At 60.6% G+C, this 21,773-nt stretch carries 21 protein-coding genes; 16 read left to right on the top strand and 5 right to left on the bottom strand.

Annotation, left to right across the window (positions count from 1 at the left end; translation table 11 throughout):
• Positions 1-40: 40 nt before the first annotated feature.
• The gene (pdxB, locus tag HX805_RS20625) at positions 41-1,183 is read right to left on the bottom strand and encodes a 4-phosphoerythronate dehydrogenase PdxB (protein ID WP_177117263.1); all 1,143 of its coding nucleotides are present in this window, start codon (positions 1,181-1,183) and stop codon (positions 41-43) included.
• A gap of 327 nt (positions 1,184-1,510) precedes the next feature.
• On the opposite strand from pdxB, the gene HX805_RS20620 reads away from it, so the two are divergent.
• Positions 1,511-2,899: an MATE family efflux transporter gene (locus HX805_RS20620; RefSeq protein WP_102368386.1), complete on the top strand. Its 1,389-nt coding sequence runs from the start codon at positions 1,511-1,513 to the stop codon at positions 2,897-2,899.
• Here the strand turns inward: HX805_RS20620 and tusA are convergent.
• Entirely contained in the window at positions 2,896-3,147 is a 252-nt protein-coding gene (tusA, locus tag HX805_RS20615) for a sulfurtransferase TusA (RefSeq protein WP_088424520.1), read from the bottom strand. The genes HX805_RS20620 and tusA overlap by 4 nt on opposite strands.
• 27 nt (positions 3,148-3,174) lie before the next feature.
• Complete coding sequence (gene rlmM, locus HX805_RS20610; protein WP_177117262.1) at positions 3,175-4,248, bottom strand: 23S rRNA (cytidine(2498)-2'-O)-methyltransferase RlmM; 1,074 nt, start codon at positions 4,246-4,248, stop codon at positions 3,175-3,177.
• Between the two features lie 191 nt (positions 4,249-4,439).
• Here rlmM and acnA point away from each other — a divergent pair, with 191 nt between their 5' ends.
• The 3 genes from acnA to HX805_RS20595 all read left to right on the top strand — a co-directional run bounded on the left by acnA (position 4,440) and on the right by HX805_RS20595 (position 9,735).
• Positions 4,440-7,181, top strand: coding sequence for an aconitate hydratase AcnA (gene acnA, locus HX805_RS20605; protein WP_177117261.1), 2,742 nt, complete (start codon positions 4,440-4,442; stop codon positions 7,179-7,181).
• 111 nt (positions 7,182-7,292) lie between these two features.
• Complete coding sequence (locus HX805_RS20600; protein WP_003219003.1) at positions 7,293-8,084, top strand: CPBP family intramembrane glutamic endopeptidase; 792 nt, start codon at positions 7,293-7,295, stop codon at positions 8,082-8,084.
• Positions 8,085-8,169: 85 nt separating this feature from the next.
• On the top strand, positions 8,170-9,735 hold the full coding sequence (locus tag HX805_RS20595; protein ID WP_177117260.1) for a PAS domain-containing methyl-accepting chemotaxis protein: 1,566 nt from the start codon (positions 8,170-8,172) through the stop codon (positions 9,733-9,735).
• An 81-nt stretch (positions 9,736-9,816) separates the two neighbouring features.
• Here HX805_RS20595 and HX805_RS20590 read toward each other — a convergent pair whose 3' ends face one another.
• Positions 9,817-10,506, bottom strand: a complete 690-nt coding sequence (locus tag HX805_RS20590) for an alpha/beta family hydrolase (RefSeq protein ID WP_177117259.1) — start codon at positions 10,504-10,506, stop codon at positions 9,817-9,819.
• 79 nt (positions 10,507-10,585) lie between these two features.
• On the opposite strand from HX805_RS20590, the gene ccoN (HX805_RS20585) reads away from it, so the two are divergent.
• The 8 genes from ccoN (HX805_RS20585) (at position 10,586) to ccoP (HX805_RS20550) (ending at position 17,471) form a co-directional block, all read left to right on the top strand.
• Entirely contained in the window at positions 10,586-12,010 is a 1,425-nt protein-coding gene (ccoN, locus tag HX805_RS20585; protein WP_003219009.1) for a cytochrome-c oxidase, cbb3-type subunit I, read from the top strand.
• A gap of 10 nt (positions 12,011-12,020) precedes the next feature.
• Positions 12,021-12,629 (top strand): cytochrome-c oxidase, cbb3-type subunit II, encoded by a 609-nt coding sequence (gene ccoO / locus HX805_RS20580; protein ID WP_003219010.1) that lies wholly within the window; start codon positions 12,021-12,023, stop codon positions 12,627-12,629.
• Between the two features lie 3 nt (positions 12,630-12,632).
• On the top strand, positions 12,633-12,839 hold the full coding sequence (locus HX805_RS20575) for a cbb3-type cytochrome c oxidase subunit 3 (RefSeq protein WP_003219012.1): 207 nt from the start codon (positions 12,633-12,635) through the stop codon (positions 12,837-12,839).
• A complete protein-coding gene (gene ccoP / locus HX805_RS20570; protein ID WP_003219014.1) occupies positions 12,836-13,783 on the top strand; it encodes a cytochrome-c oxidase, cbb3-type subunit III in 948 nt (315 codons plus the stop codon). The genes HX805_RS20575 and ccoP (HX805_RS20570) overlap by 4 nt, the downstream gene beginning before the upstream one ends.
• A 472-nt stretch (positions 13,784-14,255) precedes the next feature.
• Positions 14,256-15,698 (top strand): cytochrome-c oxidase, cbb3-type subunit I, encoded by a 1,443-nt coding sequence (gene ccoN, locus HX805_RS20565; RefSeq protein ID WP_003219015.1) that lies wholly within the window; start codon positions 14,256-14,258, stop codon positions 15,696-15,698.
• Entirely contained in the window at positions 15,698-16,306 is a 609-nt protein-coding gene (gene ccoO, locus HX805_RS20560; protein WP_177117258.1) for a cytochrome-c oxidase, cbb3-type subunit II, read from the top strand. Before ccoN (HX805_RS20565) ends, ccoO (HX805_RS20560) begins: the two co-directional genes overlap by 1 nt.
• Before the next feature lie 5 nt (positions 16,307-16,311).
• Positions 16,312-16,497 (top strand): CcoQ/FixQ family Cbb3-type cytochrome c oxidase assembly chaperone, encoded by a 186-nt coding sequence (locus HX805_RS20555; protein ID WP_008437575.1) that lies wholly within the window; start codon positions 16,312-16,314, stop codon positions 16,495-16,497.
• Positions 16,494-17,471 carry a cytochrome-c oxidase, cbb3-type subunit III gene (gene ccoP / locus HX805_RS20550; RefSeq protein WP_003219020.1) on the top strand — a complete coding sequence of 326 codons (978 nt, stop codon included), beginning with the start codon at positions 16,494-16,496 and terminating at the stop codon, positions 17,469-17,471. Before HX805_RS20555 ends, ccoP (HX805_RS20550) begins: the two co-directional genes overlap by 4 nt.
• A 93-nt stretch (positions 17,472-17,564) precedes the next feature.
• Here the strand turns inward: ccoP (HX805_RS20550) and HX805_RS20545 are convergent, their stop codons facing one another.
• Positions 17,565-18,245: a hypothetical protein gene (locus HX805_RS20545; protein WP_023659084.1), complete on the bottom strand. Its 681-nt coding sequence runs from the start codon at positions 18,243-18,245 to the stop codon at positions 17,565-17,567.
• 633 nt (positions 18,246-18,878) lie between these two features.
• Here HX805_RS20545 and HX805_RS20540 point away from each other — a divergent pair.
• The 4 genes from HX805_RS20540 (at position 18,879) to HX805_RS20525 (ending at position 21,720) form a co-directional block, all read left to right on the top strand.
• Entirely contained in the window at positions 18,879-19,133 is a 255-nt protein-coding gene (locus HX805_RS20540; protein ID WP_003219024.1) for a type II toxin-antitoxin system Phd/YefM family antitoxin, read from the top strand.
• A complete protein-coding gene (locus tag HX805_RS20535; protein ID WP_177117257.1) occupies positions 19,133-19,543 on the top strand; it encodes a type II toxin-antitoxin system VapC family toxin in 411 nt (136 codons plus the stop codon). Before HX805_RS20540 ends, HX805_RS20535 begins: the two co-directional genes overlap by 1 nt.
• Positions 19,544-19,750: 207 nt before the next feature.
• Positions 19,751-21,166, top strand: a complete 1,416-nt coding sequence (ccoG, locus tag HX805_RS20530) for a cytochrome c oxidase accessory protein CcoG (protein ID WP_003219028.1) — start codon at positions 19,751-19,753, stop codon at positions 21,164-21,166.
• Between the two features lie 14 nt (positions 21,167-21,180).
• Positions 21,181-21,720, top strand: a complete 540-nt coding sequence (locus HX805_RS20525) for a FixH family protein (protein WP_008437568.1) — start codon at positions 21,181-21,183, stop codon at positions 21,718-21,720.
• The last annotated feature ends 53 nt before the right edge of the window (positions 21,721-21,773 follow it).

The raw sequence follows: 21,773 nt of genomic DNA, 5'->3' as shown, positions 1-21,773 counted from the left end.
TCTCTTAAACCCGGCCTTGATGGCCGGGTTTTTTATGCCTTCAGATTGCCTGTGCGTCCAATGCTGCCACGATGCTCGACAAGGCGGCAGACTCGCCGTTGATCCGCACTTTCAAGCCGTCAATCTCACGCCGCTCGGGGTAGTGCTTGCGCAATAGGTCGAAGGCCTTGCGCTGCTCATCCACTGTGCCTACCAGGCTGCGGCGGAAATCCGCGTCATCACGGCGCGGGTCGTACACGCTGCGGCACAGGGTCGCCAGGGCCCAGGCCGGATCGGTATTGGCATTGAGGCTGACTTCGGCCAGCCACGGCTCCGGCAGCAAGTCGCTCAATTGAATCGTCGGGTCCTGACCAAGATGCCGGCAAAACGCCTGATAGATCTGCGCCGTGCCGCGCTGCTTGCCGTCCAGGCTGTAGCCGGCGATATGCGGGGTGGCCAGCACACACAGGTCGGCCAGGTCGACGTCCACCTGCGGCTCGCCTTCCCACACATCCAGCACGGCCTGCAGATCTTCGCGCGCCAGCAGCACCTCCTTGAGGGCGGCGTTGTCCACCACCGGGCCGCGGCTGGCGTTGATCAGCCAGGCACCGGGCTTGAGCTGGTTGAGGCGCTCGCGGTCGAACAAGTGCCAGGTGGAGCCGTTGCCGGATTTGTTCAGCGGCGTGTGCAGACTGATCACATCGCACTGCTCGACGATCTGCTCCAGGCTGACGTAATCACCGTCCTCGGCGATCTGCCGGGGCGGGTCGCACACCAGCACGTTCCAGCCCAACGCCTTGAGCACCTTGACCAGACGCCCGCCGACCTCACCGGCACCCACCACACCGTAGGTGCGCTGGGCCAGGTCGGCGCCTTCGATCTCGGCCAGGGTCAGCAGGCTGCCCAGCACATAGTCGACCACGCCACGGGCATTGCAGCCGGGGGCGCTGGACCACTGGATGCCGGCGCGCTGGAAGTAATCGAGGTCGAGGTGATCAGTGCCGATGGTGCAGGTGCCGACAAACCGCACCGGCGTGCCTTCGAGCAAGGCACGGGTGACGTTGGTCACCGAACGCACCAGCAGCACATCGGCCTGTTCGATCGTCGCGCGGTCGATGGACCGGCCCGGAACCCGGCGAATCTCGCCGAATCCTTCGAAGAATGCATCGAGCAGCGGGATATTTTCGTCGGCAACAATCAGCATGGCAGGCTCCTTTCGCGGATCAGCAGTGTACAGCGGTTTTCCTTGTGGCGAGGGAGCTTGCTCCCGCTGGAGTGCGCAGCGCTCCCAAATGCAGCACCGTGTTTTTTCAGGTACACATCGGTTGCCCGTTATGGGGCTGCTGCGCAGCCCAGCGGGAGCAAGCTCCCTCGCCACAGCAAGCTCCCTCACCACAGCAAGCGCCCTCACCACAAAACGCTATATATGCGCGGGGATGTGTTTACAAATCCACAACACAGGTTTTTTCCTGACCAACACGTCAAGGCGTAGAATGCGCCGTCCTGCGCTCCCCCTATCGGACATCCGTACGTGAACACTGCCACAACCACCACCGCCCTCTCCCGCCCCGCCCGCGTCAGCCTTGAAGTGCGCAATCTGCTGGCCCTGGCCCTGCCGATCATGATCGGGCAACTGGCGACCACCGCCATGGGCTTTGTCGATGCCGTGATGGCCGGGCGTGTGAGTTCCCGGGACCTGGCGGCAGTCGCCCTGGGCAACTCCATCTGGATCCCGGTGTACCTGCTGATGACCGGCACCCTGCTGGCCACCACGCCGAAAGTCGCCCAACGCTTCGGCGCCGGCACCCACGGTGAAATCGGCCCGCTGGTGCGCCAGTCGATGTGGCTGGCGCTGGTGGTGGGGATTACCGCGCTGCTGTTGCTGATCAGTGCCGAACCGATCCTGCATGTGATGAAGGTCGATCCCGAGCTGATCAAGCCGTGCATGGGCTACCTGCACGGCATCGCCTCGGGCATGCCGGCCATTGCGTTGTATTACGTGCTGCGCTGCTTCAGCGACGGGCTGGGCCGAACGCGGCCGAGCATGGTCATGGGCCTGTGCGGGCTGGCGCTGAATATTCCGCTGAACTATGTGTTCATCTACGGCCACTTCGGCGTGCCGGCCATGGGCGGCATCGGTTGCGGCTGGGCCACGGCGATCGTGATGTGGGTGATGATGCTTGGCCTGGCCGCCTGGACCCGCTGGGCACCGGTGTATCAGAGCAGCGAGCTGTTCAAGCGCTTTGACTGGCCGCAATGGTCGGTGATCAAGCGTGTGTTGAGCATTGGCTTGCCCATCGGGATCGCGGTGTTTGCCGAGTCGAGCATTTTTGCGGTGATCGCGCTGCTGATCGGCAGCCTCGGTGCCACGGTGGTGGCCGGACACCAGATCGCGCTGAACTTCAGCTCGCTGGTGTTCATGATCCCCTACTCCCTGAGCATGGCGGTCACCGTGCGCGTGGGCCAGGCCCTGGGCCGTGGCGAACCCCGTGAGGCGCGCTTTGCCGCAGGTGTCGGAATGGGCACCGCGTTGGTGTATGCCTGCCTGTCCTGCAGCCTGATGCTGCTGTTTCGCGAACAGATCGCCACCATCTACACCCAGGACCCGCTGGTGATCCAGGTGGCGGCGATGCTGATTGTGTTTGCGGCGCTATTTCAGTTCTCGGACGCGATCCAGGTCACGGCCGCCGGCGCACTACGTGGTTACCAGGACACTCGGGTGACCATGGTGCTGACGTTGTTTGCGTATTGGGGCGTGGGCTTGCCGGTGGGCTACGCGCTGGGGCTGACCGAGTGGCTGGGCGACGCCCGCGGCCCGAGCGGCTTGTGGCAGGGGCTGATCGTGGGCCTGAGCTGTGCCGCGGCGATGCTGGTGATCCGCCTGGTGCGCAGCGCACGCAAGCGGATTCGCCGGGCTTAAGCCGATTTCTTGCGGATCCAGTATAGGTAGGTACCGGCCTGCTCCTGCTGGTCCACCAGTTCATGGTCGAGAAACACGCAGAACTTGGGGATGTCGCGACGGGTCGACGGATCGGTCGCGATTACCTTGAGCAAGCCTCCGGGCGCCAGGTCGCGGATGTGCTGGTGCAGCATCATCACTGGCTCCGGGCAGTTGAGGCCGGTGGCATCAAGGGTGCCATCGACCGGGGTGTCAAAAATGTCGCTCATCATTCACTCCTGATACAGGCTGCCAGTTTACCGGGCCTTTGGCTTCTTCACATCCAACCGGCGCAAATGGCAGGTCACTTCTTCACGGTCGTGGTACAGCTGCTTGCAGCCGATCTCCACCCGGATGCCACGTTCCTTGAAGCCTTCCGCGATGCGTTCAAGCAGGCGCTTCACTTCGGCATAACGCTGCTTCATCGGCAACTTCAGGTTGACCACTGCTTCGCGGCAATGTCCCTCGCCGATCCAGGTTTCCAACAGGGCCGCATTGCGCGCCGGTTTCTCGACGATGTCGCAGACCATCCAGTCCACCGGCTGCTTGGGGGTGTAGATAAAGCCGTCGGCCATCAAGTGCTGCACCAGCCCGGTATCCATCAGGCTTTCGGCCATCGGGCCGTTGTCGATGGCGGTCACCAGCATGCCGCGGTTGACCAGTTGCCAGGTCCAGCCGCCAGGCGCTGCGCCGAGGTCGACGCCGGTCATGTCGCTGTGCAGGCGTTCGTCCCACTGGTCTCGGGGGATAAAGTGGTGCCAGGCCTCTTCCAGCTTCAAGGTCGAGCGGCTTGGCGCGTCCCGCGGGAATTTGAGGCGCGGGATGCCCATCGGCCACATGGCCGAGTTGTTCGACTCGGCCAGGCCCATGAACACTTCGCGGCCGCTCTTGAAGGTCAACAGCAGGCGCGGCTTGCTGGCGTCTTCCACCAGTCTGCCGGCGGCCGTCAGCGCCTTGCGCAAGTGAACTTCGAATTTCTTGCAGAAGTTCGACAGCTCCTTGCCGTCATTGGTGTCGACCATTTCCAGCCACAGGCTGCCGCACACCGGGAAATCCCGCAGGTGCGCGAGGATCACGCTGATACGGTCGGTTTCCGGCAAGTCGATGAACACCCCGCGCGCCCACTGCCTCGGGAAGATCAGCTCGGCAAAGCGTTGGCCGCGCATCAGGCGCTGGGCGCCGTCTTCTTCGGTGCAGACAAATTCGGCGCAGGCGCTGCCGGTCTTGGCCTTGGCATAGCCCGAAACGTTCAGGCGTGCGGCGTGTTCCGCGATCTCGGAACAGACTTCGCCTTCAAAACCCGGGCGGCAGTGCATAAAAAGGGTGTTCATCAACTCTCCTGGATCACGGGCTTGCTATAGCGCAATGCCTGTCATGAAAACGCGCGCATGATAGCCGAGTTCGGAACCTTGGACTTATTGATAGAGTCCAGTAATTAGCCAGCTACTTAAAACAGGGCTAATTTGTAAGCTCTGTTCGTCCCGTCAGGTCCGTAGCCGTGCGGACCATAAGGAGTCATGTAATGTCATCCCTTGATAGTCTGAGAACCCTTAAAACCTTACAGATCGACGACAAGACCTATCACTACTTCAGCCTGCCCGAAGCCGCCAAGAGCCTGGGTGATCTGGACAAGCTGCCGATGTCCCTCAAGGTGCTGCTGGAAAACCTGCTGCGCTGGGAAGACGAAAAGACCGTCACCGGCGCCGACCTCAAGGCCATTGCCGCCTGGCTCAAGGAGCGCCGCTCCGACCGCGAGATCCAATACCGCCCCGCCCGTGTGCTGATGCAAGACTTTACCGGCGTGCCCGCCGTGGTCGACCTGGCCGCCATGCGCGCCGCCGTGGCCAAGGCCGGCGGTGACCCGCAACGCATCAACCCGCTGTCACCGGTGGACCTGGTGATCGACCACTCGGTGATGGTCGACAAGTTCGCCACCACCGGCGCCTTCCAGGAAAACGTCGACATCGAAATGCAGCGCAACGGCGAACGCTACGCCTTCCTGCGCTGGGGCCAGAGCGCCTTCGACAACTTCAGCGTAGTGCCACCGGGCACCGGCATCTGTCACCAGGTCAACCTGGAATACCTCGGCCGCACCGTGTGGACCAAGGATGAAGAAGGCCGCACCTATGCCTTCCCCGACACCCTGGTCGGCACCGACTCCCACACCACCATGATCAACGGCCTTGGCGTACTGGGCTGGGGCGTGGGCGGGATCGAAGCAGAAGCCGCGATGCTCGGGCAGCCGGTGTCGATGCTGATCCCGGAAGTGATCGGCTTCAAGCTCACCGGCAAGCTGAAAGAAGGCATCACCGCCACCGACCTGGTGCTGACCGTTACCCAGATGTTGCGTAAAAAGGGCGTGGTCGGCAAATTCGTCGAATTCTATGGCGACGGCCTGGCCGACCTGCCTTTGGCCGACCGCGCGACCATCGCCAACATGGCCCCGGAGTACGGCGCCACCTGTGGCTTCTTCCCGGTGGATGAAGTAACCCTGGACTACCTGCGCCTGTCGGGCCGTCCTGCAGAAACCGTCAAACTGGTGGAGGCCTACACCAAGACTCAGGGCCTGTGGCGCAATGCAGGTCAGGAGCCGATCTTTACCGACAGCCTGGCGCTGGACATGGCCAGCGTCGAAGCCAGCCTGGCCGGGCCGAAACGTCCGCAAGACCGTGTCTCACTGCCTAACGTCGGCCAGGCCTTCAGCGATTTCCTCGACCTGCAATTCAAACCCACCAACAAGGAAGAGGGCCGCCTGGAGAGCGAAGGCGGCGGCGGTGTTGCGGTGGGCAACGCCGACCTGATCGGTGAAGCCGACTACGACTTCGAAGGCCAGACCTATCGCCTGAAAAACGGCGCGGTGGTGATCGCGGCGATTACCTCCTGCACCAATACCTCCAACCCCAGCGTGATGATGGCGGCAGGCTTGGTGGCGAAAAAGGCGGTAGAGAAAGGATTGAAGAGCAAGCCATGGGTGAAAACGTCCCTGGCACCCGGCTCCAAGGTGGTCACCGACTACTACAAAGCGGCGGGGCTGACCCAATACCTCGACAAGCTGGGGTTCGACCTGGTGGGTTATGGCTGCACCACCTGCATCGGCAACTCCGGGCCGCTGCCCGAACCGATCGAAAAAGCCATCCAGAAAGCCGACCTCGCGGTAGCCTCGGTGCTTTCAGGCAACCGTAACTTCGAAGGCCGGGTGCACCCATTGGTGAAAACCAACTGGCTGGCCTCCCCGCCTCTCGTCGTAGCCTACGCCCTCGCGGGCACCGTGCGCATGGACATCAGCAGCGAACCACTGGGCACCGGCTCTGACGGTAAACCGGTGTACCTGCGGGACATCTGGCCCAGCAGCAAGGAAATCGCCGACGCCGTTGCGCAAGTCAGCACCCAGATGTTCCACAAGGAATACGCCGAGGTGTTTGCCGGTGATGAACAGTGGCAGGCCATTGAAGTGCCGCAGGCTGCAACCTACGTGTGGCAGAAGGACTCCACCTACATCCAGCACCCACCGTTCTTCGACGACATCGGCGGCCCGCTGCCGGTGATCGAAGACGTCAAGGGCGCCAACGTGCTGGCATTGCTGGGGGACTCGGTGACCACCGACCACATCTCCCCTGCCGGCAACATCAAGACCGACAGCCCGGCCGGCAAATACCTGCGCGAGCAAGGCGTCGAACCGCGGGACTTCAACTCCTACGGCTCGCGTCGCGGCAACCATGAAGTGATGATGCGCGGCACCTTCGCCAACATCCGCATCCGCAACGAAATGCTCGGCGGCGAGGAAGGCGGCAATACGATCTACATCCCTACCGGCGAGAAAATGCCGATCTACGACGCCGCCATGAAATACCAGGCCTCGGGCACCCCGCTGGTGGTGATCGCCGGCCAGGAATACGGCACCGGCTCAAGCCGTGACTGGGCGGCAAAGGGCACCAACCTGCTGGGGGTCAAGGCGGTGATTGCCGAGAGTTTCGAGCGGATTCACCGTTCCAACCTGGTGGGCATGGGCGTGCTGCCCCTGCAGTTCAAGCTGGACCAGAACCGCAAGGCACTCAAGCTGACCGGCAAGGAGAAGATCGACATCCTCGGGCTGACCAACACCGAGATCGAGCCACGCATGAACCTGACGCTGGTGATCACCCGTGAGGATGGCAGCAGCGAGAAGGTCGAAGTGCTGTGCCGCATCGACACCCTCAATGAGGTCGAGTACTTCAAGGCCGGCGGGATCCTGCACTACGTGTTGCGGCAGTTGATTGCCTCGTAACTGACACGCGCTACCCAAAACACCGCCTTCCCTGGCGGTGTTTTCATTTTTACCGTCGGTGACGCTCGGTATACTGCCGCCCTCAGATTTTGACTGTCACAAGGATTCCCCATGCTTGCATTGCCATGGCTGTACCTGGCGCTTCTTTCCATCGGCTATGTACTTGCCTTGAGCTACGGGCAATTGGGGTTAATGGCGGCACTGTCTGTCGCCATGCTGCTGTTGGCCGGGTTTGCCGTGCGGCAACAGCGAAACCCGTGGGTACGCTATCTGGGCCACGGGCTGTTTATCGTGCTGGCGCTGGGGTTGGCGATGCATTGGCTGCCGGGCTTCTACAACGGTCGCGGGATCGCCCCGCAGCGCTTTACGGACGACGCCGTGCCTTTCTCGATGTACCTGAACCAGGACAAGCCGCTGATTGGCTTCTGGCTGCTGCTGGCCTGCCCGTGGATTGTTGCGCGCCGGTCCCTGCGCCTGTCGATCTATGCCACCGCCCTGGCGTTGACACTGACGGCGATTGCCGCCCTGGGCGGCGCTGCGTTGCTGGGCGTCATCAGTTGGGCCCCGAAGTGGCCGGAGCAGGCCTGGCTGTGGGTGTTGAATAACCTGCTGCTGGTGACCCTGGTGGAGGAAGCGCTGTTCCGCGGTTATATCCAGGGCGGCCTGAGCCGACGGTTCAAGCAATTGCCCTATGGTGAAAACCTCGCCCTGCTGTTGGCCGCCCTGCTCTTCGGCCTGGTACACCTGGGCGCAGGCTGGCAGTGGACCCTGCTGGCGACCATCGCAGGCCTGGGCTACGGCCTGGCGTATCGCTTTGGCGGGTTGGGCGCGGCGATCGTTACGCACTTCGGGCTGAACCTGCTGCATTTCGGGTTGTTTACCTATCCGATGCTGGCCGGCTGAGGCTGTGCCGATTGTTGCAAAAAATAAGTTAAATAAAACCCCGCGACGGTCGACAACCTGTCAAAGCCTTGCGGATTGAACAATCATGCGTAATAACCAACCCGTTACCCAGCGCGAACGTACCTTCCCCGCTCAGCAACGGTTGATCTCCACCACGGATGCCAAAGGCGTGATCACCTACTGCAACGACGCCTTCGTCGAGATCAGTGGGTTTTCCCATGACGAACTGCTGCGTGCCCCGCACAACCTGGTTCGTCATCCGGATGTGCCGGCGGCAGTGTTCGCACACATGTGGTCCACGCTCAAACAAGGCTTGCCATGGATGGGCATCGTCAAGAACCGCTGCAAGAGCGGTGATCACTATTGGGTCAACGCCTATGTGACACCGGTCTTCGACGGCAACCAGGTGATCGGCTACGAGTCGGTGCGGGTCAAGCCCACCGCCGAGCAGATCCGCCGTGCCGAAGCGCTTTACCAGCGCATCAACCAGGGCAAGCCGGCCATCCCGCGCCGCGATAAGTGGCTGCCGGTGTTGCAGGACTGGCTGCCGTTTATCCTGGTCAGCCAGTTGAGCTTCCTGATTGGCGTCTGGCTCAATTCCCACTGGGGCTTTGCCCTGGCAGCGGCGCTGTCGGTACCGCTGGGCCTGTTGGGCCTGAGCTGGCAACAACGCGGGCTCAAGCGCTTGCTGCGCCTGGCCGAACAGACCACCTCAGACCCGCTGATCGCGCAGATGTACACCGACAGCCGCGGCGCCCAGGCGCGCCTGGAAATGTCGATCCTCAGCCAGGAGGCGCGCCTGAAGACGTGCCTTACCCGTTTGCAGGACACGGCTGAACACCTCAACTCCCAGGCGGCGCAGTCCAATACCCTGGCGCATAACAGCTCCAGCGGTCTTGAACGCCAGCGCGTGGAAACCGAACAGGTGGCCACCGCGGTCAACCAGATGGCCGCGACGACTCAGGAAGTCGCCAGCCATGTGCAACGCACCGCCGATGCCACCCAGGAAGCCAATCGCCTGACCGAGCGTGGCCGTGATATCGCCGGCGAAACCCGCGAGGCGATTCAGCGCCTGTCGGTGGCCGTGGGCGAGACCGGCGTGACCGTGACCCAACTGGCCAAGGACAGTGACGAAATCGGTGGCGTGGTGGATGTGATCAAAGGCATCGCCGACCAGACCAACCTGCTGGCGCTGAACGCGGCCATCGAAGCGGCCCGTGCCGGGGAGATGGGTCGCGGCTTTGCGGTGGTGGCCGACGAAGTGCGGCAACTGGCCCAGCGCACCAGCGAGTCCACCGGGCAGATTCATGCGCTGATCGCCAAGCTGCAACAGACCGCCAGCGCGGCCGTACAAACCATGGACGCCGGGCATCGCCAGGCGGAAGAAGGTGTGGCACGGGTGATGGAAGCGGATCAGGCGCTGATCGGGATCAGCGAGGCGGTGGCGCACATCACTGATATGACGGCGCAGATTGCGGCGGCGACCGAAGAGCAGAGCTCGGTGGCGGAAGAGATCAGCCGTAACATCAGCACCATTGCGTTGCTGGCGGACCAGACGTCGGAACAGGCGTTGAATTCGGCGCAGTTGAGTGAAGAGCTGACGCATACCGCCAATACTCAGTATTCGCTGGTAGAACGCTTTAACCGGTAAACCGCTTTCGCGAGCAAGCCCGCTCCCACATTTGGAATGCATTTCAAATGTGGGAGCGGGCTTGCTCGCGAAAGGGCCCTATCAGGCGCCGAGAAACCCGGCCACCTTCACCGCCGCAGCCTCCAGATGCTGCTCATGACTGAACCCCGAAGCCTTCAACGGCTTCAAATCATGATCCCCCGCCACCAGCCACATCACCTCGATGCTCGGCGACAATACGTACCCCTCCACCGCCGCCCGATTGCCCAGTGCATCCCGCTCACCCTGCACAATCAACGTCGGCGTCTTCAGCCCGGCCAGGTGCTCGGTCCGTGGCTTCTCCGGCTTGCCCACCGCATAGAACGGATAACCCAGGCACACCAGCGCGTCCGCGCCCAATTCATCCGCCAATAGACTGGCCATCCGCCCGCCCATCGACTTGCCGCCCACCGCCAGTTTCCCAGCGACATGACGTCGCACCTCGGCATACACCTCACGCCAGCATTCCAGCAGTTTCGGCGCCGGGTTCGGCGGACGTTTACCGCCATCCACACGACGCTGGGCCATGTACGGAAACTCGAAGCGCAATACGTTCACGCCATGCCCCGCAAGGCGTGCAGCCATGTCTTCCATAAAGCCCGAGTCCATTGGCGCGCCCGCGCCGTGGGCCAGGATCAGCGTCGTGGGCGTACGCGCGATAGACCCTGTGGCGACATCCCACAACCAGCCGCGTTCCCGCACACACTGCGCCCATTGATCCCCGTCAATACTGGCCTTGTGCTCTTTGCCCATGCTTGCCTCGCTTTTTAGTCTGCCTATAACTCCAGCCCAAGTGCCGCACTTGCTTGGGTTGAACCGTGGATGGGGAACCATGAACACTACTTTAAGTACCGCCTATAACTACAAGGTGGTCCGCCAATTCGCCATTATGACGGTGGTGTGGGGCATCGTCGGCATGGGGCTCGGGGTTTTTCTCGCTGCCCAGTTGGTATGGCCCGAACTCAACTTCAATTTGCCCTGGACCAGTTTCGGCCGCTTGCGCCCGCTGCACACCAACGCGGTGATCTTTGCCTTTGGCGGTTGCGCGCTGTTTGCCAGCTCCTTCTACTCGGTGCAACGCACCTGCCAGACCCAATTGTTCGCGCCAAAGATCGCGCAGTTCTGCTTCTGGGGCTGGCAGCTGGTGATTGTGCTGGCCGCGATCACCTTGCCGCTGGGCTACACCAGCTCCAAGGAATACGCCGAGCTGGAATGGCCGATCGACATCCTGATCACCATCGTCTGGGTGGCCTATGCCATCGTGTTCTTCGGCACGGTGATGAAGCGCAACACCAAGCACATCTACGTCGGTAACTGGTTCTTCGGTGCGTTCATCATCACCGTGGCCATCCTGCATATCGTCAACAACCTGGAAATCCCGGTCAGCCTGACCAAGTCCTACTCGCTGTACGGCGGTGCGACGGATGCCATGGTGCAGTGGTGGTATGGGCATAACGCGGTAGGCTTTTTCCTCACCGCCGGCTTCCTGGGGATGATGTACTACTTCGTGCCGAAACAGGCCGAACGCCCGGTGTATTCCTATCGCCTGTCCATCGTGCACTTCTGGGCACTGATCACCCTGTACATCTGGGCCGGCCCGCACCACTTGCACTACACCGCGCTGCCGGACTGGGCACAGTCCCTGGGCATGGTGATGTCGCTGGTACTGCTGGCACCGAGCTGGGGCGGGATGATCAACGGGATGATGACCCTGTCGGGCGCCTGGCATAAGTTGCGCAGCGACCCGATCCTGCGCTTCCTGGTGGTTTCCCTGGCCTTCTACGGCATGTCGACCTTTGAAGGGCCGATGATGGCGATCAAGACGGTCAACGCCCTCTCCCACTACACCGACTGGACCATCGGCCACGTACACGCCGGGGCGCTGGGTTGGGTAGCGATGATCTCCATCGGCGCGCTGTATCACATGATCCCGAAAATCTTCGGTCGCGAGCAGATGTACAGCCTCGGCCTGATCAACGCGCACTTCTGGCTGGCCACCATCGGCACCGTGCTCTACATCGCCTCGATGTGGGTCAACGGCATCGCCCAGGGCCTGATGTGGCGTGCGGTCAACGAAGACGGCACCTTGACCTACTCCTTCGTCGAAACCCTGGTGGCCAGCCACCCAGGCTTCATCGTGCGACTGGTGGGCGGGGCGATCTTCCTTAGCGGCATGTTCCTGATGGCTTACAACACTTGGCGCACTGTGCGTTCGGCACAACCCGCCGAAGTCGCCGCTGCGGCGCAGATGGCCTGAGGAGTCGATGATGAAACACGAAACCATTGAAAAGAACGTCGGCCTGCTGATGCTGCTGATGGTGCTCGCCGTGAGTATCGGCGGCCTGACCCAGATTGTGCCGCTGTTCTTCCAGGATGTGACCAACAAGCCGGTGGAAGGCATGAAGCCCTACACCGCGCTGCAACTGGAAGGTCGCGACATCTATATCCGCGAAGGCTGCGTACAGTGCCATTCGCAGATGATCCGCCCGTTCCGCGCCGAAACAGAGCGTTATGGCCACTACTCGGTGGCCGGTGAAAGCGTGTGGGATCACCCGTTCCTGTGGGGCTCCAAGCGTACCGGGCCGGACCTGGCCCGCGTCGGCGCGCGCTACTCGGACGACTGGCACCGCGCGCACTTGTACAACCCGCGCAACGTGGTACCGGAATCGAAGATGCCGGCGTACCCATGGCTGGTCACCGCCCCGGTCGACAGCAGCCACACCGAGACCAAGCTCAAGGTGATGCGCACCCTCGGCGTGCCGTACACCGACGACGACATCGCCGGTGCCGTGGCCTCCCTCAAGGGCAAGACCGAGATGGACGCGCTGGTTTCGTACCTGCAAGTGCTCGGCACTGCCATCAAGAGCAAGAGGTGAGCCATGGGATTTGAATTCGACGCTGGAACCATCCGCGGGCTTGGCACGCTGGTCGTGGCCATCGCCTTCATCGGCCTGTCGCTGTGGGTGTTCAACTCCCGGCGCAACGCAGAGTTCGCCGAGGCGTGCCTGCTGCCGTTTGCCGATGAACCGCTACCGCCAACCCCCGACGCTCAAGAAGAGCCTGCAACAAGGAGCAACCGGCCATGACTACCTTCTGGAGTACATGGATCTGTGTACTGACCCTCGGCAGCCTGATCGGCCTGACCTGGCTGTTGATCGGCACCCGCAAGGGCGAGACCAAGGGCAGCGTGGACCAGACCATGGGCCACGCCTTCGACGGGATCGAGGAGTACGACAACCCGCTGCCACAATGGTGGTTCATGCTGTTCGCCGGCACCCTGGTGTTTGCCGTCGGCTACCTGATCCTCTACCCGGGCCTGGGCAACTGGAAAGGCGTATTGCCGGGCTATGAAGATGGCTGGACCCAGACCAAGGAATGGGACAAGGAGATGGCCAAGGCCGACGCCAAATTCGGGCCGATCTTCGCCAAATTCGCGGCCATGCCGGTGGAAGAAGTCGCCAAGGACCCGCAGGCGCTGAAAATGGGCGGCCGCCTGTTCGCCTCCAACTGCGCGGTGTGCCATGGCTCGGACGCCAAGGGCGCCTACGGCTTCCCGAACCTGGCAGACAACATCTGGCGCTGGGGCGGTTCGGCGGATGCAATCAAGATGACCATCATGAATGGCCGTCATGCCGCGATGCCGGCCTGGGGTGAAGTGCTGGGTGAGGACGGTGTGAAGAACGTCGCAGCCTATGTGCGCCATGAATTGGCAGGCCTGCCGCTGCCGGCGGACAGCACCGCGGATGTCGCCGCGGGCCAAGTGGCATTCAGCACCACCTGTGTCGCCTGCCACGGGCCGGAAGGCCATGGCGTGGAAGCCATGGGCGCGCCGAACCTGACGCAGCCAGGTGGCTTTATCTACGGCACCAGCCTGGCGCAGTTGCAGCAGACCATTCGCCACGGCCGCCAGGGCCAGATGCCTGCGCAGGAAGTACTGCAAGGCAATGACAAGGTGCACCTGCTGGCCGCCTATGTTTACAGCCTGTCCCACAATGCTGATGGCGCAACGCCTGACAGCCAACCCGAGTAATCCTGCACCACCCAAAAGCCGCGCCTGATTCAGGCGCGGCTTTTTTGCGACCCATTGTCGCACCCTTCCGATCGCTGACTTTCCCCTCCTGCCATTCGGGTCTACGCTTGTTTGCACAGTGGACTGGCATTGGCCGGTCGACGGCCGACTTGCACTCGATGGGTTGAAACATTTCTGCTCGATGACAGGCGCAAAGGCTGGTACCTACCGGCTGTCGTGCCACTGGCCATTCGTCACCCGAGCTGCTTGTTTACACACACTCAGTTACAAGTACCTTCGACCCGTTTAAAATCCTGTCCAAGTCGTCAGCTTTTAACCCTGAATTTTGTCCTTACGCCAAACATGGAAAGGGCGCAGAATCTGGTTTGGAACGCATTGACGCAGGTCACCTTGCGTTGCAATGGAATCTTGCTTTCTCCATACTTGCGACCGATTTTTACCCTATAAAAAAACTAAACCGTGGAACCTTAGAATGAGCACAGCAATCAGTCCGACTGCTTATAACTATAAGGTAGTCCGCCAGTTCGCCATCATGACGGTGGTCTGGGGGATCCTTGGCATGGGGCTCGGCGTTTTCATTGCCTCGCAACTGGTTTGGCCAGAGTTGAATTTTGGCCTGCCATGGACGACATTTGGACGCCTGCGCCCGTTGCACACCAACCTGGTGATTTTCGCCTTCGGTGGATGTGCACTGTTTGCCACTTCTTACTACGTCGTGCAGCGAACCTGCCAAACGCGACTGATTTCCGATGCACTGGCGGCCTTTACCTTCTGGGGTTGGCAAGCGGTCATCGTGGGCGCGATCGTCACCCTGCCGCTGGGCTACACCACCACCAAGGAATACGCCGAGCTGGAATGGCCGATCGCCATTTTGCTGGCGATTGTCTGGGTGACCTACGCAGTGGTGTTCTTCGGCACCATCGTCAAGCGCAAGACCAAGCACATCTATGTCGGCAACTGGTTCTACGGGGCATTTATCCTGGTGACGGCGATGCTGCATATCGTCAACCATGCGTCCTTGCCGGTCAGCTTCTTCAAGTCCTACTCGGCCTACGCCGGTGCGACGGACGCAATGATCCAGTGGTGGTACGGCCACAACGCCGTAGGTTTCTTCCTCACCACCGGCTTCCTGGGGATGATGTACTACTTCGTGCCGAAACAGGCCGAGCGTCCGATCTACTCCTATCGCCTGTCCATCGTGCACTTCTGGGCCCTGATCACCCTGTACATCTGGGCCGGTCCGCACCACCTGCACTACACCGCATTGCCGGACTGGGCCCAGTCCCTGGGCATGGCGATGTCGATCATCCTGCTCGCGCCAAGCTGGGGCGGCATGATCAACGGCATGATGACCCTGTCGGGCGCCTGGCATAAATTGCGCACCGACCCGATCCTGCGGTTCCTGGTGGTCTCCCTGGCGTTCTACGGCATGTCGACCTTCGAAGGCCCGATGATGGCCATCAAGACGGTCAACTCGCTGTCCCACTACACCGACTGGACCATCGGCCACGTACACGCCGGCGCCCTCGGTTGGGTAGCGATGATTTCCATCGGCGCGCTGTACCACATGATCCCGAAACTGTTCGGCCGTGCGCAGATGCACAGCGTCAGCCTGATCAACACCCACTTCTGGCTGGCCACCATCGGTACCGTGCTCTACATCGCCTCGATGTGGGTCAACGGCATCACCCAGGGCCTGATGTGGCGTGCAATCAACGATGACGGCACCCTCACCTACTCCTTCGTCGAAGGGCTGCAAGCCAGCCATCCGGGTTACATCGTGCGCGCCCTGGGCGGTGCGATCTTTGCCAGCGGCATGCTGTTCATGGCCTACAACGTGTGGCGCACCGTGCGTGCCTCCGACCCTGTAGAAGCCGAAGCCGCTACCAAGATCGCCGTTGTGGGAGCTCACTGATGAAGCATGAAGTAGTCGAGAAGAATATCGGCCTGCTGGCCTTCTTCATGGTCATCGCCGTGAGTATCGGCGGCCTGACCCAGATCGTTCCGCTGTTTTTCCAGGACGTGACCAACAAGCCGGTGGAAGGCATGAAGCCGCGCACCGCCCTTGAACTGGAAGGCCGCGACGTCTACATCGCCAACGGTTGTGTCGGCTGCCACTCGCAGATGATCCGCCCGTTCCGTGCCGAAACCGAACGCTACGGCCACTACTCGGTCGCCGGTGAAAGCGTGTGGGACCACCCATTCCTGTGGGGTTCCAAGCGTACCGGCCCGGACCTGGCCCGGGTCGGCGGTCGTTACTCCGATGACTGGCAGCGTGCGCACTTGTACAACCCGCGCAACGTGGTGCCCGAATCGAAAATGCCGGCGTACCCGTTCCTGGTCGAAAACAAACTCGACGGCAAGGACACCGCCAGGAAGATGGAAGTCTTGCGCACCCTGGGCGTGCCCTACACCGACGAAGACATCGCCGGTGCGGCAGCGGCCGTGAAGGGCAAGACCGAAATGGACGCACTGGTGGCCTACTTGCAAGGCCTTGGCACCATCATCAAAAGCAAACGGTGATCTGGATGGATATCGGGATGATTCGAGGCCTGGGCACCGTTGTCGTGATGGTGGCCTTTATCGGCCTGGCCTTGTGGGTGTTCAGCCCCAAGCGCAAGTCGGAGTTTGAAGACGCGACGTTGCTGCCCTTCGCGGATGATCCCGAAGCCATCAAGCACGTCGTGGAAGCGTCTAGGAGTAACAAAGAATGACTACGTTCTGGAGTCTGTACGTCACAGTCCTCAGTCTGGGTACCATTTTCGCCCTGACCTGGCTGCTGCTGTCGACCCGCAAGGGCCAGCGCGCCGAGCAAACCGATGAAACCGTCGGCCACTCGTTCGACGGCATCGAGGAGTACGACAACCCGCTGCCCAAATGGTGGTTCATGCTGTTCGTCGGCACCATCATCTTCGCCCTCGGTTACCTGGCGCTGTACCCTGGCCTGGGCAACTGGAAAGGCCTGCTGCCGGGCTACAACTACCTCGACAACGACAAGCAAACCCCATTTGCCAATGGCCAGACCGGCTGGACCGGCGTGCACGAATGGGAAAAGGAAATGGCCAAGTCGGACGCCCGGTTCGGGCCGATCTTCGCCAAGTTCGCCGCCATGCCGATCGAAGAAGTGGCCAAGGACCCGCAAGCCTTGAAGATGGGTGGCCGCCTGTTCGCCTCCAACTGCTCGGTGTGCCACGGTTCCGACGCCAAGGGTGCCTACGGCTTCCCCAACCTGACCGACGCCGACTGGCGCTGGGGCGGCGACCCGGCCACCATCAAGGAAACCATCATGAAGGGCCGCCACGCGGTGATGCCGGCGTGGGCCGAAGTCATTGGCGAGCAAGGCGTGGCCGATGTGGCCGGCTTTGTGGTGACCAACCTCGATGGCCGCAAATTGCCGGAAGGCGCGAAGGCAGACGTGGCCAACGGCGAGAAACTCTTCGCCGCCAACTGCGTGGCGTGCCACGGTCCCGCCGGTAAAGGTACACCGGCCATGGGCGCGCCTGACCTGACCCACCCTGGCGCGTTCATCTACGGTTCAAGCTTCGCGCAACTGCAGCAGACCATCCGTTATGGCCGTCAAGGCCAGATGCCTGCGCAGGAGCAGTTGCAGGGCAATGACAAGGTGCACTTGCTGGCGGCCTATGTTTACAGCCTGTCCCATGGAGACAAGGCAGCTGAGGAGCAGTAAGCATTAAAACCAAAAAGCCCCGCGCAGCCAATGCTGCGCGGGGCTTTGGTAATGGGGCATTGGTGGAACTCAACTTACCCCGAGGACGAGGCGTTACCGTTCTTCATGCACTTGGTCCATTCTTTTAATAGCAGCGTTGATCGCCCCCCGATCAGCCGATTTAGACCAATCCGTCAGTCCTAACTGTGCCACTAACTCAGGACGACTCAAGATTTCCCGCGCGACCATCGCTTCATCTGGGCCGCGATCATGACGCGTCCCATCCGCGATGTTCTTCAGTGAAGCGTAAGTCACACCCTCCCTGCGATCAATTCCACCCCAACCGCGCTCCGGGTAATAGGTGTCATATTCATTCAGGAGCTTTTGCGCCAGTTCTTTATCACTCATCGTGGCCAGGGGAAACCCCATATTCTGACCCACGGTTATGATACTTTCACGATCGATTTTGCCATCGTGCTTATGCTTTCCGTACCCATCGAGTTTCTCCATGAGTACAGGATTTTCCAGCAGCGAACGGGCAAAATTCATGTCGTCACTGCTGTAGCCACTCTGCGCAGAGGCATACGCAACCTGTCGTAGAGAGTCGCGGGTGATGTAGTCTGGTTGCGCAGGGTCGGCATACTTATCAAAGTTTCTGAGTAGACGGTCGGCCACCCGATAATCATTCCAACTACTGAATTGCTCTACGCTGATGCCAGAGGATACTGGCAGCGTCGAAGCCGATGGTGGAACGGCTCCAACATTATGCGTGTCATTAGCACGTTGAATGGTCATTGGTTTCCTCGATTTGAATAACGTCAAAACAAAATAAATTTATCGGCGCGCAAGAGACCTAGGCATAACGTTCAACAATTGCTCATCAAAGGTTTCATCGTGGTAACGCTGCGCGCTGCTACAAAACATTGCCGAACACTGATCCAGACTTGATCTCAACGTCGGCATTTCCTGCGTGGCAATAACGCGATCAGCGTTCCTACAACAAACGTTTCATTCTGTGTAAACAAAGGCTCGTTTGGGCCTAAGAACTGTTATCGCAGAAGCGTCAGCTTCCTAACCAATCGTTGTAGGTTATTTAACAGCGCAAAAAGCAGTTATAAAAACGCCACCACACCGGCCCGTAGACCTCTCCTGATTTACTTACTCACCACCAGGAAGTCGCAAGGGAAACGGCAAGGTGCACTTGCTGGCGGCGTATGTTTCGGACTGTCCCATGGGAACAAGCCGCCAGACGCCGTGTGAGGAAAAGCGATGAAAAAAACGGCCCCGCCAGTGGAGATTGGCGGGGCCGTTTTGTTTTCAAGTCGAAAAAGTCGTCACCGCCAGCAACGCATCTACATTTGAGATTGATCAAGAAAACCGCAGGTAGTAACGTGACTACATTCGTACTCCATACGGAGGTTAGCCCCCATGACCATCACCACCATTTCCAGCCGTGAATTCAATCAAGACACAAGCGGTGCCAAAAAAGCCGCCCGCCAAGGCCCGGTTTTTATCACTGACCGGGGCAAGCCTGCCCATGTACTGCTAAGCATTGAGGACTACCAAAAACTGACAGGCCTCAATGCCGACATCGTTGACCTGTTGGTGATGCCAGAAGCGGCAGATATCGAGTTTGAAACCGAACGCGCCGTGATCACTCATCGACCCGTGGACTTCACTTGATGTATCTACTCGACACCAACGTCATCTCTGAACTGCGCAAACCCCAGGCCGATGCCAAGGTCGTCGCCTGGGCCAAAAGTGTCATCGCGCCACGGATGTATATTTCAGCCATTACCTTGAAGGAACTGGAAACAGGAATCCTGCGAATGGAGCGGCGTGATCCCGCCCAGGGGAAGGTTTTGCGCACATGGCTCAAGCGCCATGTCATGCCGGCGTTTGATGCCAGAATCCTGCCGATTGATGCAGCAGTTGCCCTGCGCTGTGCCAGCTTGCATGTGCCAGACCAAGCCAACGAAAGTGACGCGCTGATCGCTGCAACCGCGCTGGTTCATGGGCTGACAGTGGTCACGCGCAACACTGGCGACTTTCAATCCAGCGGCGTCGCGCTGATCAATCCATGGGACGAATGACCGGTAAGGCTGCGAAAACCGTCCATACTTCACAAGTCAATTGACCCAGATCACGTACACCATCAATTGATTTCCCCCAACGCGACCAAAGGTCGCACCCGTCGAAGGGTATCAGGGGCGTATCATTAGGCCACTGCAACACCCCTATTTTGACCCCGGCTGGCACGTACTGGCCGAGGCAAATCTCCACTGCCGTGGGATGCAATGATGAGCAACCAGATTCCGGTACATGACGTTACTCCGCCTGCCAAAAATTCGAATAACACCGTCGATCTCTACGCATCGCGGGAGAAAATCTACACCCGTGCCTTCACCGGCTTGTTCCGCAATCTGCGGATGCTCGGGGGGGCCGGTTTGTTCCTGCTCTACTTCGGCACCGTGTGGCTGAACTGGGGTGGCCACCAGGCAGTCTGGTGGAACCTGCCGGAACGTAAATTCTTCATTTTTGGCGCGACTTTCTGGCCCCAGGATTTCATCCTGCTGTCGGGCATCCTGATCGTGGCGGCGTTTGGCCTGTTCTTCATCACCGTGTATGCCGGCCGCGTCTGGTGCGGCTACACCTGCCCGCAAAGCGTGTGGACCTGGATCTTCATGTGGTGCGAAAAGGTCACCGAAGGCGACCGCAACCAACGCATCAAGCTGGACAAGGCGCCGATGAGCGCCAACAAGTTCCTGCGCAAGTTCGGCAAGCACAGCCTGTGGCTGATCATCGGCTTCGTCACCGGCATGACCTTTGTCGGCTACTTCTCGCCGATCCGTGAACTGGTGTTCGATTTCTTCACCGGCCAGGCGGATGGCTGGTCGTATTTCTGGGTCGGCTTCTTCACCCTCGCCACCTACGGCAACGCCGGCTGGCTGCGCGAGCAGGTGTGCATCTACATGTGCCCGTATGCGCGTTTCCAGAGCGTGATGTTCGACAAGGACACGATGATCGTTTCCTACGACCCGCGCCGTGGCGAAGTCCGTGGGCCGCGCAAAAAAGGTATCGACTACAAGGCCCAGGGCTTGGGGGACTGCATCGATTGCACGATGTGCGTGCAGGTGTGCCCTACCGGCATCGACATCCGTGACGGCCTGCAGATTGAATGCATCGGCTGCGCGGCCTGCATCGACGCCTGCGACAACATCATGGACAAGATGGAATACCCGCGCGGGCTGATCAGCTACACCACCGAGCACAACCTGTCCGGGCAGAAAACCCATAAGCTGCGCCCGCGCCTGATCGGTTATGCCCTGGTGCTGCTGGCGATGATCAGCCTGTTGGTGGCCGCCTTCTTCGTGCGCTCGCTGGTGGGTTTCGACGTCAGCAAGGACCGCGTGCTGTACCGCGAAAACGCCGAGGGCCGGATCGAAAACGTCTACAGCCTGAAGATCATGAACAAGGACCAGCGCGACCACACCTACGTGCTTGACGCCGCAGGCCTGCCCGACCTCAAGCTGCAAGGCCGGCGCGAGATCAAGGTAGCGGCCGGGGAAATCTTCAGCATGCCGGTGGAGTTGTCGAGCGCACCGGAACAACTGCCGTCGAGCACCAACGAGGTGAAATTCATCCTCAGGGATGCCGATGACGACAGCGTCCACATTGAAGCCAAGAGCCGATTCATCGGCCCACAAGTCCGTTAATAGAGAGCCGAACAATGCCCGCAGCTACTGCCGCAAGCCCCTGGTACAAGCACCTCTGGCCCTGGATCATCATTGGGATCCTGACCTGCTCGGTGACGTTGACCTTGTCCATGGTGACCATCGCGGTGAACAACCCCGACAACCTGGTCAACGACAACTATTACGAGGCCGGCAAAGGCATCAACCGTTCCCTGGACCGCGAACTGCTGGCCCAGACTCTGCAACTGCGGGCCAAGGTGCACTTGGACGAGTTGACCGGCGAAGTCGAATTGCACCTGACCGGCAACAGCGGGCCCGGCACCCTGGAGCTGAACCTGATTTCGCCGACCCAGCCGGAGAAGGATCGCAAGATCATCCTGACCCGCAGCGACAGCGAGCCTGGCCGCTACATCGGCCAGGTGACCGACAAGGTCGAAGGCCGCCGCTTCGTCGAGCTGCTAGGGGTGGAAGGCGACCGGACCTGGCGTATGTTTGAAGAAGAACAGGTCAGCCATGACAAGGACTTGCTGCTGGGCGACGAACCGCTGCAGGGTGCTGAAGACCTGAAAAAATAGAGCGTCACCTGTTTGATCGTTCCCACGCTCTGCGTGGGAATGCATCCCGTGAC

The sequence above is a fragment of the Pseudomonas sp. G5001 genome, assembly GCF_013385475.1.
Classification (GTDB): domain Bacteria; phylum Pseudomonadota; class Gammaproteobacteria; order Pseudomonadales; family Pseudomonadaceae; genus Aquipseudomonas.
The sequence above is the reverse complement of the archived record's forward strand: the minus strand, read 5'-3'. Positions and strand labels throughout refer to the sequence as shown.

Coding starts and splice junctions, on each gene's coding strand:
- HX805_RS20545 (WP_023659084.1), bottom strand. CDS start 18,245: ATGACCATTCAACGTGCTAATGACACGCATAATGTTGGAGCCGTTCCA.
- HX805_RS20525 (WP_008437568.1), top strand. CDS start 21,181: ATGCCCGCAGCTACTGCCGCAAGCCCCTGGTACAAGCACCTCTGGCCC.
- HX805_RS20540 (WP_003219024.1), top strand. CDS start 18,879: ATGACCATCACCACCATTTCCAGCCGTGAATTCAATCAAGACACAAGC.
- HX805_RS20600 (WP_003219003.1), top strand. CDS start 7,293: ATGCTTGCATTGCCATGGCTGTACCTGGCGCTTCTTTCCATCGGCTAT.
- HX805_RS20555 (WP_008437575.1), top strand. CDS start 16,312: ATGGATATCGGGATGATTCGAGGCCTGGGCACCGTTGTCGTGATGGTG.
- ccoO (WP_177117258.1), top strand. CDS start 15,698: ATGAAGCATGAAGTAGTCGAGAAGAATATCGGCCTGCTGGCCTTCTTC.
- HX805_RS20575 (WP_003219012.1), top strand. CDS start 12,633: ATGGGATTTGAATTCGACGCTGGAACCATCCGCGGGCTTGGCACGCTG.
- ccoN (WP_003219015.1), top strand. CDS start 14,256: ATGAGCACAGCAATCAGTCCGACTGCTTATAACTATAAGGTAGTCCGC.
- acnA (WP_177117261.1), top strand. CDS start 4,440: ATGTCATCCCTTGATAGTCTGAGAACCCTTAAAACCTTACAGATCGAC.
- ccoP (WP_003219014.1), top strand. CDS start 12,836: ATGACTACCTTCTGGAGTACATGGATCTGTGTACTGACCCTCGGCAGC.
- ccoN (WP_003219009.1), top strand. CDS start 10,586: ATGAACACTACTTTAAGTACCGCCTATAACTACAAGGTGGTCCGCCAA.
- ccoP (WP_003219020.1), top strand. CDS start 16,494: ATGACTACGTTCTGGAGTCTGTACGTCACAGTCCTCAGTCTGGGTACC.
- HX805_RS20595 (WP_177117260.1), top strand. CDS start 8,170: ATGCGTAATAACCAACCCGTTACCCAGCGCGAACGTACCTTCCCCGCT.
- HX805_RS20590 (WP_177117259.1), bottom strand. CDS start 10,506: ATGGGCAAAGAGCACAAGGCCAGTATTGACGGGGATCAATGGGCGCAG.
- ccoG (WP_003219028.1), top strand. CDS start 19,751: ATGAGCAACCAGATTCCGGTACATGACGTTACTCCGCCTGCCAAAAAT.
- tusA (WP_088424520.1), bottom strand. CDS start 3,147: ATGAGCGACATTTTTGACACCCCGGTCGATGGCACCCTTGATGCCACC.
- ccoO (WP_003219010.1), top strand. CDS start 12,021: ATGAAACACGAAACCATTGAAAAGAACGTCGGCCTGCTGATGCTGCTG.
- pdxB (WP_177117263.1), bottom strand. CDS start 1,183: ATGCTGATTGTTGCCGACGAAAATATCCCGCTGCTCGATGCATTCTTC.
- rlmM (WP_177117262.1), bottom strand. CDS start 4,248: ATGAACACCCTTTTTATGCACTGCCGCCCGGGTTTTGAAGGCGAAGTC.
- HX805_RS20535 (WP_177117257.1), top strand. CDS start 19,133: ATGTATCTACTCGACACCAACGTCATCTCTGAACTGCGCAAACCCCAG.